The sequence below is a fragment of the Flavobacterium nitratireducens genome (assembly GCF_029625335.1).
In the GTDB taxonomy this organism is placed as follows: Bacteria; Bacteroidota; Bacteroidia; order Flavobacteriales; family Flavobacteriaceae; genus Flavobacterium; species Flavobacterium nitratireducens.
The window spans coordinates 330,763-343,124 of sequence record NZ_CP121111.1 but is presented as its reverse complement, the minus strand read 5'-3'; the positions used below and the strand labels follow the sequence as shown (position 1 = coordinate 343,124).

The window sequence follows — 12,362 nt, the reverse complement described above, 5'->3', positions numbered from 1 at the left end:
CTACCAAGAAGTAAATGGGTTTAATGATGCGTCAGAACAAGCCTTGGGAAGCAATTGGTTTGGAAGTGAACAAAGTGAAAACAATTCCATGCTTTACTATGCATTTGTAAAAGATAGCAGTGTCATTGACAATCTTTTTGAAGTCGTTGAAAATTTTAATAACAAACAAACTAGCTTGTCGAAAATTCATTTGGCAGTAGTTAACATAGAAAAATCTAATTAATAACTTTTAATTTAGAGGGAGGTGTATTTCCGACTTCGCAATATAAATATGAAAAACAGAATAGTACGAGCCGTAGCAGGAACATTCATTTTAATAAGTTTGTTTTTAGCACTATATGTAAATCAAAACTGGTTATGGTTTACTGCCTTTGTTGGGGCGAATTTATTACAATCATCCATAACTAAATGGTGCTTATTGGAAGATATTTTGAAAAAATTTGGAGTGAAAGACTAAATATTTCTCAACACTATTTTCGTTAAAAATCAAAACCGATTGCTACATTCAATTGGTTTTGATTTTTTTATATTAATACCAATTTTCAATACATATAGGAATAGGTACTAAAAAAGAAAATAGTAGTATGTGAAAAATGTCAAAAAAAGACGTTTATATTTGTATTCTTATAAAAGTAACCATGGTTCTATTTGTAAATATTTTCAAGCAAATGATTAATAAAAAAAACATGAAGAAAGGGATTCTCTTAACCATTATATCATTTTTTATCACTTCTTGCATTAGTACCAAATCTACATTACGCAATGTTGATGATAACGCTCCAACACCTAGACTTTCTAAAGAAAATACTTTTATCATTACGGAGTACAGCAAGGATAAACGATACGGCTATAATAAAGATTACCCGATAAATATTTTTTACTACACTACCACTAACGAAAAACTAAACGAAGAACGATTTTTAAATGCTTTGGCAGGACCAAAAGGAGAAAAAATTACTTATACAAAAATTGAAACATGCTGCCCTTTTCCTTCTAAAAGGACTTCTATGGGTGCTGGATTTTTAAATGTATACGAAATTCGATGGGAAGGTCAAAAAAAGCCAATTACGCTTTACCTTAACATATATGAAAAAGGATTTTTAATGTGTCCTTTGGGGCTAACAATTAAAAAATAACGCTCAAAAAAGATATTGGTTCCATTTTTTGCACTAAAAAAATCCGAAATTAAAACGCTAAGTCGCAAATCATAACTAACTTTGCAACTTCAAAAATTTACCTATGGACATACTAAATATTCCTCAAATTAAGCACACTGAAAGTGGCAATTTCTTTTTACTTGCAGGTCCATGCGCCATCGAAGGAGAAGAAATGGCATTGCGCATTGCCGATACACTTGTTAGTATTACTGACAAACTACAAATTCCTTATGTATTTAAAGGTTCATTCAAAAAAGCCAATCGCTCTAGAATTGATAGTTTCTCGGGAATTGGAGATGAAAAAGCTTTAAAAATTCTTAGAAAAGTATCTGAAACATTTCATGTACCAACTGTAACAGACATCCACACCAATGAAGATGCTGACAAAGCTGCACAATATGTAGATATTTTACAAATCCCAGCTTTTTTGGTACGTCAAACCGATTTAGTTGTAGCTGCTGCCAATACAGGAAAAACCGTTAACTTAAAAAAAGGACAATTTATGAGTCCTGAAAGCATGAAACATGCCGTTCAAAAAGTTTTGGATTGCAACAATCAAAATGTAATGGTTACTGACCGGGGAACCATGTTTGGATACCAAGACATGATTGTTGACTTCCGTGGAATCCCTACTATGCAACAATATGCTTCTACTGTACTCGATGTTACACATTCATTACAACAACCTAATCAAACAGCAGGAGTTACAGGTGGTCGTCCAGATATGATTGAAACCATTGCAAAAGCTGGAATTGCTGTAGGTGTAGATGGAATTTTCATTGAAACCCATTTTGACCCAGCTAACGCTAAAAGCGATGGTGCTAATATGCTGCATTTAGACTATTTTGAAGATTTAATGACCAAATTAGTAGCAATTAGAAAAACGGTTAATTCATTCTAAAAAACAATATAAAAAAAGTGAAAAATATATTCACTGCTGCAATAACAGCATTATTATTCATAAATAACCTTAGTGCGCAAGAAACCATCAGCACGCAGGAAAAATACACAGCTCACAACAAAGGAAAATTTTTTATAAACTGGGGAGGTAACAGAGAATCCTATTCGAAATCTGATGTAACTTTTACGGGTAAAAACTACCATTTTACAGTAGACAACATGGTAGCACATGACAAACCTAAAGGTTGGCATATCGATTATATCAATCCAACGAAAATGACAATCCCACAAACGAATTTACGTTTAGGTTATTTTATTAGCGACCATTATAGCGTTTCAATTGGTGTAGATCATATGAAATACGTAATGACTCAAAATCAAACTGCAAATGTTACTGGAAATATCAACCTTCCATTATCAGAAGCTGGAGCAATTCATAATGGGGTCTATAACAATACACCTGTAAATTTTTCTGATGAAACTTTTTTAATGTATGAGCATACAGACGGATTGAATTATGTGCATACCGAAGTTTCACGATTTGACGACATTTCATCGTTATTCAAGCTTCCAAATACAGATAAAATACAAATTAACATCACTGAAGGTTTAGGAACTGGACTTTTATACCCAAGAACCAATACCACTTTGTTAGGTAAAGAGCGTCATGATGATTTTCATGTTTCGGGATATGGTTTATCGGCAAAAGCGGGTTTAAATATTACTTTTTTCAAACATTTCTTTATTCAAGGCGAATTAAAAGGTGGATACATCAATATGCAAGACATTCGTACAACTCAAAGTACAGATGATAAAGCAAAACAAGATTTTTTCTTTTTCCAAAGAATTATAACTTTTGGCGGAATTTTTAAAATTTAAAAAATGACCTAACTTTAATATTCAGATACAGAGGCTTGTTTATTAACAAGCCTTTTTTATTACCCTCTGGTGTAATTAAAAAAATATAATCTTTTTTTATAAAAAAACACTCCAAATTCCAAAAAAAAATTATTTTTGTATAAAAATCACCCCAGATCTTTTTTTGAATAAACCTATTTACTTGTAGTCTAACCCTATTTTGTAAATATTTATGACAAAGAACAAAGAAAATGAATTTGTTTGCAACTTTGAGGTTTTTACCAATTTTGAAAGGTTTTTTGATCTTTCTCATGACTTGTTTTGCATTTCTGGATACGACGGATATTTTAAGAGAATAAACCCCTCAGTTTCAAATCTATTAGAATACACAAATGAAGAATTACTAGAACGACCGATCAATCATTTTGTTCATGAAAATGACAAAGAAAAAACAAGTTTAGCTAGAAATGAATTAAAAAATCAGGTGCCTTTATTTGATTTTGAAAATAGATATGTAACTAAAAGCGGTCGCGTTATTTGGCTATCCTGGACTTCAATACCAGTTGAAGAAGAACAACTTATTTATGCAGTAGCTAAAAATATCACTCACAAAAAAGAGCTTGAAGAGGAACGAAAATTACACTTAAAAAGGCTTACAGAAATAAACGAGGAGTTTAAAAACTTGAGTTATAGTACAGCTCATGATTTAAGATCCCCTGTAAATAATATGATATCCATTTTTGAACTTTTAGAAACAGCTGAAATCAAAAATTCAGAAACTCTAGAATTCATTAATATTCTAAAAAGCACTACTGATACGCTAAAAGAAAACTTAAATGAATATATCAAACTTTTGAATGCTAATAATCAAAATTACAACATAAACAAAGAGGATATTTCCTTAAGCAACACATTGAATGAAGTTTTAATTTCAATTAATTCATTAATTCAAAACTCTCAAGCATCTATAAGTATTGATTTTTCGAAAATTGACATAATCAAATTCAACAAATCCTATTTGAAAAGTATTTTTTTAAACTTAATTACCAATTCTATCAAATATGCCAAACCGAATACATTAGCCAATATCTCTATTCGTTCTGAAATTACAAATAATGCTACCCAATTAATCATCTCTGATAACGGAATAGGCTTTGACCTTGAAAAAGTGCACAACAAAGTATTTGGTTTATACGAAACATTTAGTAATCATATTGACAGCAACGGTATAGGTTTGTATTTAGTTTACAAACACGTAACTAATCTTGGTGGCAAAATTTCATTAGACAGCAAAGTAAACGAAGGTTCTACCTTCACCATTACTTTTAAGGATTAAAAGACGGTATATCGATTATTTTTAGTAATTTAAAGCAAAAATAATCTTAATTATGGACTTGATTCCTAAAATACCTGTAACCAACAAGAACATTTCAGGATTAGTATTGTTACAATATTTTGTTTTAGCATCAATAATTCTATATTTTGGGAAACTACTTTTTATCCCTTTAAGTTTTGCTATACTTATTAGCTTTATACTTCATCCTGTATGCAAATGGTTAGAAAAGAAAGGTGTTAATCCTATTATCGCTATAGGTCTTTCTTTAACAATTGTTTTTGTTTTATTAATCAGTCTTTTGAGTTTACTCATTTTCCAAATCAAAGAATTTGTTATAGAATGGGAACCCTTTAAAATAAAAATTTTAGAAGCTCTCAACCAAATAAGTGTGTTAATTGCACAATATTTTAACGTAACTAATACCGAACAAATTATCTTCCTTAAAAACCTAATAGACCATTCGGAAAATCAAGTACTAGCTATTCTGGAATCATCATTTTATTCGTTTTCACACACTTTATACTATACTATTATCATTCCCGTATTTTCTGCATTGATACTTTTTCACCGAAAAATGTTAACAGAAGCTTTACTTCATACATTTCCCATAGATCAAAAAAATAATGTTCTCGAAATTCTAACAGAAACCATCAGTGCTTATCATAATTTCATAAAAGGAATGCTATTTGTGTATATCATTGTGGGATTTTTAAACAGCGTTGGACTATTAATAATTGGCATCCCTAATCCATTTACATTTGGTTTTATAGCTGCCATATTAACTTTTATCCCATACGTAGGTATTATGATATCATCACTATTACCTATAGCTATTTCATGGATTACTTTTGATTCAATTTGGTACCCAATAGGTGTAATTAGCGTTTTTGGAATTGTTCAAATCCTAGAAGCTTATATCATTTTCCCATATATAGTTGGCAACCGATTAAAGATAAACACCCTGGTTATTATCATCATGATTACACTAGGAGGTATTTTATGGGGCGCTGCGGGAATGATTTTATTTATTCCGTTTACGAGTATCATAAAACTCATTGCTGACCGTACCGATAGTTTAAAACCACTTTCCATACTTTTAGGAGAAGGTAAATTGCCCACAAAAAAACAAAACCCCTAACTAGAGGGGTTTTGTGATTTATTTCAAAATCAGATCATAAACCTGATTTGCAATTTCTAGTTCTTCATTGGTTGGAACTACCAAAACTTTAGTTTTAGAATTTACCGTATTGATTTCTCTTATTTCTTTAGAGCGAATTTCGTTTTTTGCTTCATCCAATTCAATTCCTAAAAATTCCATATCCTTACAAACTGATTTTCGGATATAAGAAGAGTTTTCTCCAATTCCAGCAGTAAAAACAATAGCATCTACCCCATTCATTGCCGCTGCATAAGCGCCTATGTATTTTTTAATACGATAAACATTCATATCTAAAGCTAATTGACAATTCAAATCTCCTTTTTCGGCATTGGCTTCAATATCTCTTAAATCGCTATAACCTGTAATACCAAGCATTCCACTTTGTTTATTCAACACCGTATTGACTTCATTCAATTGATATCCTAAAGTATTCACCATGTAAAAAATCACTGATTGATCGATATCACCACTACGAGTTCCCATGATTAATCCATTCATAGGTCCAAAACCCATGCTATGATCCACACTTTTACCATCTTTAACCGCAGTAATACTACAACCATTTCCTAAATGAATAGTAATAATATTTGTATGAAGACTATTCACAGATTCCAAATAATTAATAGCTTTTTCAGAAACGTATTTATGAGAAGTTCCGTGAAAACCGTAGGCTCTAATTTTATTCTCAGTTAATAAATAATTCGGTATAGCATATTTATAAGCCACTTCATGCATTGTTTGATGAAAAGCAGTATCAAAAACCGCAACTTGTTTCGCCGATGGAAAAACTTCCTCAGCAACAACAATACCTTCTAAATTAGCCGGATTATGCAAGGGAGCTAATTCAAAAAGCTGCTTGATTTTTTCTTTTACTTCTTCAGTAATTAAAACCGTGTCCGAAAAACTTGCTCCACCATGAACCACACGATGACCTACCGCTTCAATCTCTGCCGTACTTTTAATTACTCCTACTTTTTCATCTAATAACAAAGTCGAAATTTTCTCCAATCCTACTTTATGATTCGGAATAGCTAAAATTTCCTCAATGGAATCTTTATTGGTTTTATAAGTGAAATTGGAAGTATCCAAACCTATCCTGTCAATCATACCACTACAAATAACCTCTTGGGTTGGCATATCGATTAATTGGTATTTTATAGAGGAACTCCCTGAATTTATGATAACTATTTTCATTAAATAAAATATTAAAAATTAAAATCCCTGCGCTTGAATCGCAGTAATTACAACGGTATTAATAATATCGTCCACAGTACAACCACGACTTAAATCGTTTACTGGTTTGTTTAAACCTTGTAACATTGGCCCAATGGCCAAAGCTCCAGTCTCTCTCTGAACCGCTTTATAAGTATTATTTCCTGTATTCAAATCAGGAAAAATCAGCACACTTGCTTGTCCTGCTACTTCCGAATTTGGCATTTTACTTTGTCCCACTTCCATGTCAACAGCTGCATCATATTGAATAGGGCCTTCTATTTTTAAATCGGGACGTTTTTTCTTTACAATTTCAGTTGCTGTTCGCACTTTTTCCACTTCATCCCCTTTTCCTGACGAACCCGAAGAATAAGACAACATGGCTACTTTTGGCTCAATACCAAAAGCCAAACTTGAATCGGCTGACGAAATCGCTATTTCGGCCAATTGCTCTGCAGTAGGATTCGGATTGATAGCACAATCCCCAAAAATTGAAACCCTATCTTCTAAACACATGAAAAATATTGAGGAAACAACACTCGAATTCGGTTTCGTTTTAATGAATTGTAATGCCGGTAAAATAGTATGTTGTGTGGTGTGTGCTGCTCCCGAAACCATTCCGTCTGCATGACCTTTATGCACCATCATCGTTCCAAAATAAGACACATCCTCCATTAAATCCCTAGCCATTGCTATTGACACATTCTTGTTTTTACGAAGTTCGTAATAGGTATTCACATAATCCTGATAATATTCGGATTCAATAGGAACAATGATATTTACTTTCGAAAAATCGAATGCAATTCCTAATTCGGCTACTTTATTTTCTATTTGCTTTTTGCTACCAATGATCGAAATATCCACCACATCCATTGCTAACAACCTAGAAGCCGCAATGATAATTCGGTCATCGTTCCCTTCTGGTAAAACAATATGTTTACGATGTTGTTTGGCTCTTTTAACTAAATTGTATTGAAACATTTTAGGCGTCATTCCTTCAGCCTGAAAGGCGCTTAATTTATTTGCTAAAACATCAATATCAACATATTTTTCAAATGTAGTTATTGATGTTTCGATTTTGTGTTTATTTTCTGCGTATATTTTAGATTGAATAGACCCTATTTGGTTGGTAATACGATACGTACCTCCTTCTACCGAAATAATAGGTACAACACTATGCAATCCTTCAATTAGTTTTAAAATAGTATCCTCTGGCAGAATATTTCCTGTCAAAATAATACCTGAAATCGATGGATAATTAGCTGATTCATGTGCCTGTAAAGCTCCTAAAATAATATCAGCTCTATCACCAGGTGTAATTACTAGCGCATTTTCTTTAAGATGGGACAAATAATTACGCAACTGCATTGCTCCCACACTGTAATTGCCTACTTCATTATTGAGATACTCTTTTCCAAAAAGAACGGTAGCATCTAATTCTTCAACAATCTCTTTAACTGTTGGATTATTCAAACTTGAAATAACGGGGATAGCACTTACCAAAACTTCTTTGGGTAAAACACTACGCAAGCCATCCTCTGCTAATTTTAAATTTTCCGGTTGGATTTTATTAGCAATAAAAGCTAAAACTTCCACTTCTTTGTTTTTGAAAGAATCATACGCTAAATATTCACCATCCAAAAACTCTTCTAACGTTTTACCAACACCTGAACCAACAATAATTGTTGGAATACCCAAGTTTTTGGCAATTAATACATTCATATCCAATTCGATAGCTGTACCTTCACCACTAAAACTGGTTCCTTCTACCAAAACAAAATCGAAACGCTCTTCCAGATGTTTAAATTTTTCAATAATCAAATCCAGAACATCCCCGATTTTACCTTTATTCTTCTTTTTGATTAATTGACTTTTGGTAATAGCAAAAGCATCCTCAAACCGTATATCTAATCCGAAATAAGAAATTACAGTTTCGATATGGTTGTCCAACTTTCCATCTTCAAAATCTTCAATTATTGGCCGGAAATAACCCACCTTAGCTGTTTTACCAATTAGCATACTCATCAATCCTAAAGTAATAATCGATTTTCCGCTATTACTTTCTGAAGTTGCGATATAAATAGCTTTGTTCATTCTATTAGATTTAATTATTTTTTTATTTCTATTGTTTTTTTTAAAGTAATGAGCCTTTGTTTCTAAAACCATTTTCGCTTTTTAAAATAGACAACCATCAATACACTAATTAAAAACATAACTCCAATAACTATGTAGTAGCCATTTTCATACCTTAATTCGGGCATATGATCAAAATTCATCCCGTAAACTCCAACTATAAATGTCAACGGAATAAAAATAGCCGAGACAATCGTCAAGGTTTTCATAATCTCATTCATCTTATGGGATTGTAAAGAGAAAAAGAAATTTGAAGCGCTTTCTAACATCTCCAAATCTGATTCTATTTGTTCTAAAAGCTCCAAACTTTTCTGGTGCAAACGTGAAAAATACACATACGAATCTTCCTCAATTACATTACAAACTACATCTTCTTTTAAGGTTTTAATTCCATACAAAGAATCTCGAAGAGGCACTATCGAACGTTTTAAAAAATTAAAATTATCACGATGCTTTTCTATTCGTACCAAAATATCTTGATTGGTACTTACTTTAGATAAATTGATTAATTCCTCAACTTTTTCTTCCTCATTTTCAATGGTAATATAAAAATTATCCATTACTGCATCTAGAAGAAGAGACAGCAGATAATCCGCTTTTTTTGTTCTAACCACACCCGAATGCGAACGCAATCTTTCTCGTATGTGAGTGAAAAAATCACTACTTTTTTCTTGAAATGAAATTAAAATATCATCTTTCACAAAGAAACTTATTTGCTCTACATTAATATTATCTGAATCTTCTGTTGGTAAAATTGACTTTATATTGAAAAACAAACTACTTGCGGATTCTTCCATTTTAGTTCTTCTGGAAGTATTTAAAATATCCGAAAGCAAATAATTATCTATATTAAAAAAATCTCCAATACCTTCAACTGTTTTAATATCACTCAATCCATGTAAATTAAGCCAATTTGTTTGAGTTGTATCAATGCACTCACTAAAATCATATATTCTTAAATCCTGATATTCTGTAAAATCTAAATCGTTGTAAACAAACAACTGCATTTTAGACTCTTGATTCTTGTGTTTACCAGTATATATTAATTGATAAGGCTGTACTTTTCTCGCTTTCTTATATTTTATTTTTCTCATACAAAAATCATTTATTACCGTTTGTTATTTCAAATTAGTCCAATAAAAATTGTACTAAATGAAATATACTACAGCTTCATACCTCAAAAATTTGACTATTTAGATATTCTAAATGGTATAACAGTAATATTACAAAAAACTTTTGGCAAAAAAGAACAACTTAACAATTTAAAAACATGCTTTTAATTGTGTCAAAAGTAGTTTGAAATACAATGCTCTTTTATGAGATAAATCATGTTTTAAAAATTTTCTTCGAATAAAAAAACATACTTAAAAAATTAAAGCACAAAAAAACCGAGCCATTTCTGACTCGGTTTCCATTATTTATGATTTTTAAAAGATTCCGATAAATCGGGATAAGCGATTCATATTCCGATAAATCGGAAGTTCACTGCTTATTTTACTTCTTCGTAATCTACGTCTTGAACGTTATCACCTTCAGCTTGTGGTTCAGCAGCAGCTTGACCTTGCTCTCCTTGAGCGTACATAGCTTCAGTTGCTTTTTTCCAAGCAGCGTTTACGTTATCTAAACCTTTTTGAATAGCAGCTAAATCTTGAGATTGGTGAGCCATTCTTAATTCAGTTAAAGCGTATTCAATAGCTGTTTTGTTCTCGTCTGAAATTTTATCTCCTAACTCTTTCAATTGAGATTCAGTTTGGAAGATAGTGCTGTCAGCTTCGTTTAATTTTTCAGCTCTTTCTTTAGCTTGTCTGTCAGCGTCAGCGTTAGCTTCAGCATCTTTTTTCATTTGTTCGATTTCTTCAGCAGTTAAACCAGAAGAAGCTTCGATACGGATATCGTGAGATTTTCCAGTTCCTTTATCTGTAGCAGAAACTTTGATGATACCATTAGCGTCAATATCGAAAGAAACTTCGATTTGAGGAACTCCTCTTGGTGCTGGCGGAATACCATCTAAGTGGAAACGACCAATTGTTTTGTTATCAGCTGCCATTGCTCTAGCTCCTTGTAATACGTGAATTTCAACAGATGGTTGAGAATCAGCAGCAGTAGAGAATACTTGAGATTTTTTAGTTGGGATAGTTGTGTTAGCCTCGATAAGAACTGTCATAACACCACCCATAGTTTCGATACCTAAAGATAATGGAGTAACGTCAAGTAACAATACATCTTTAACATCTCCAGAAAGTACACCACCTTGGATAGCAGCACCAATAGCTACAACCTCATCAGGGTTAACTCCTTTAGACGCTTTTTTACCAAAGAATTTCTCTACTTCTTCAACAATTCTTGGGATACGAGTAGAACCTCCTACCAAGATTACTTCGTCGATATCAGAAACTGATAAACCAGCATCTTTCAACGCTTTAGCAACTGGCTCCATAGAACGTTTTACTAAAGAATCAGCTAATTGCTCGAATTTAGAACGAGATAATTTTTTCACTAAGTGTTTAGGTCCTGAAGCTGTAGCAGTTACGTATGGTAAGTTGATTTCAGTTTCAGCAGAAGCAGATAATTCAATCTTAGCTTTTTCAGCAGCTTCTTTGATACGTTGTAATGACATTGGGTCAAGACGTAAATCAATTCCTTCTTCAGCTTTGAATTCGTCAGCTAACCAGTCAATAATTACTTGGTCAAAGTCATCTCCTCCTAAGTGAGTATCTCCATTTGTAGATAATACTTCGAAAACTCCGTCTCCTAATTCTAATACAGAGATATCAAAAGTTCCTCCACCTAAATCGTAAACAGCAATTTTTTGATCTTTTCCTTTTTTATCTAATCCGTAAGCCAAAGCAGCAGCAGTAGGCTCATTGATGATACGCATTACTTTTAAACCAGCGATTTCACCAGCTTCTTTAGTAGCTTGACGTTGTGCATCGTTAAAGTAAGCAGGAACAGTAATAACTGCCTCAGTAACTGTTTGACCTAAATAGTCTTCAGCAGTTTTTTTCATTTTTTGAAGTGTCATTGCAGACAATTCTTGAGCTGTGTATAAACGACCGTCAATATCCACACGTGGCGTATTGTTGTCCCCTTTTACTACACTGTAAGGAACTCTTTTTGCTTCTTCTTCAGTTTCAGCAAAAGTATGTCCCATAAAACGTTTGATAGAAGCAATAGTCTTAGTTGGATTAGTTACCGCTTGTCTTTTTGCAGGATCTCCCACTTTAATTTCTCCACCTTCAACAAAAGCGATGATAGATGGTGTAGTTCTTTTTCCTTCTGCGTTAGGAATAACAACTGCCTCACTACCTTCCATTACAGAAACACAAGAGTTGGTCGTACCTAAATCAATTCCGATTATTTTACCCATTTTTATTTATATTTAATTTTTAATATACTAGTTTAGTAACTCATCGTGCATAAGTCAATCTTTGTGCCAAGTTAAAAACCTCATGAAAATTGTCATAATTTAATAACATTATAAAAAAAGCACTGACAAGATGGCATTTTAATACAACTGACAGATTTACAAAAACATTAAAAAAGACTGTCATATTAAGGAGATGCCCCTAATTCCTTGACTTTTGTGTAATATAGACTAAAAACGGCT

The 12,362-nt window shown here is 32.5% G+C and carries 10 protein-coding genes; 6 read left to right on the top strand and 4 right to left on the bottom strand.

Annotated elements, in window-relative coordinates; translation table 11 throughout:
• Positions 1-271 precede the first annotated feature (271 nt).
• From P5P90_RS01640 to P5P90_RS01615, 6 genes are all read left to right on the top strand, one after another.
• Complete coding sequence (locus P5P90_RS01640; RefSeq protein ID WP_278035513.1) at positions 272-457, top strand: YgaP family membrane protein; 186 nt, start codon at positions 272-274, stop codon at positions 455-457.
• A gap of 229 nt (positions 458-686) precedes the next feature.
• Entirely contained in the window at positions 687-1,136 is a 450-nt protein-coding gene (locus P5P90_RS01635) for a 2-dehydro-3-deoxyphosphooctonate aldolase (protein WP_278036458.1), read from the top strand.
• 103 nt (positions 1,137-1,239) lie between these two features.
• Positions 1,240-2,058: a 3-deoxy-8-phosphooctulonate synthase gene (kdsA, locus tag P5P90_RS01630; RefSeq protein WP_278035512.1), complete on the top strand. Its 819-nt coding sequence runs from the start codon at positions 1,240-1,242 to the stop codon at positions 2,056-2,058.
• Positions 2,059-2,075: 17 nt separating this feature from the next.
• Positions 2,076-2,936 (top strand): hypothetical protein, encoded by an 861-nt coding sequence (locus tag P5P90_RS01625; protein ID WP_278035511.1) that lies wholly within the window; start codon positions 2,076-2,078, stop codon positions 2,934-2,936.
• A 211-nt stretch (positions 2,937-3,147) separates the two neighbouring features.
• Positions 3,148-4,251 carry a sensor histidine kinase gene (locus P5P90_RS01620; RefSeq protein WP_278035510.1) on the top strand — a complete coding sequence of 368 codons (1,104 nt, stop codon included), beginning with the start codon at positions 3,148-3,150 and terminating at the stop codon, positions 4,249-4,251.
• Between the two features lie 52 nt (positions 4,252-4,303).
• Positions 4,304-5,389 carry an AI-2E family transporter gene (locus tag P5P90_RS01615; protein WP_278035509.1) on the top strand — a complete coding sequence of 362 codons (1,086 nt, stop codon included), beginning with the start codon at positions 4,304-4,306 and terminating at the stop codon, positions 5,387-5,389.
• Between the two features lie 18 nt (positions 5,390-5,407).
• Here P5P90_RS01615 and P5P90_RS01610 read toward each other — a convergent pair whose 3' ends face one another.
• From P5P90_RS01610 to dnaK, 4 genes are all read right to left on the bottom strand, one after another.
• Positions 5,408-6,604, bottom strand: a complete 1,197-nt coding sequence (locus P5P90_RS01610) for an acetate/propionate family kinase (RefSeq protein WP_278035508.1) — start codon at positions 6,602-6,604, stop codon at positions 5,408-5,410.
• An 18-nt stretch (positions 6,605-6,622) separates the two neighbouring features.
• Positions 6,623-8,716, bottom strand: a complete 2,094-nt coding sequence (pta, locus tag P5P90_RS01605) for a phosphate acetyltransferase (RefSeq protein WP_278035507.1) — start codon at positions 8,714-8,716, stop codon at positions 6,623-6,625.
• A 62-nt stretch (positions 8,717-8,778) separates the two neighbouring features.
• Positions 8,779-9,849, bottom strand: a complete 1,071-nt coding sequence (gene corA, locus P5P90_RS01600) for a magnesium/cobalt transporter CorA (protein WP_278035506.1) — start codon at positions 9,847-9,849, stop codon at positions 8,779-8,781.
• A 395-nt stretch (positions 9,850-10,244) separates the two neighbouring features.
• Positions 10,245-12,122 carry a molecular chaperone DnaK gene (gene dnaK, locus P5P90_RS01595; RefSeq protein ID WP_278035505.1) on the bottom strand — a complete coding sequence of 626 codons (1,878 nt, stop codon included), beginning with the start codon at positions 12,120-12,122 and terminating at the stop codon, positions 10,245-10,247.
• Positions 12,123-12,362 lie beyond the last annotated feature (240 nt).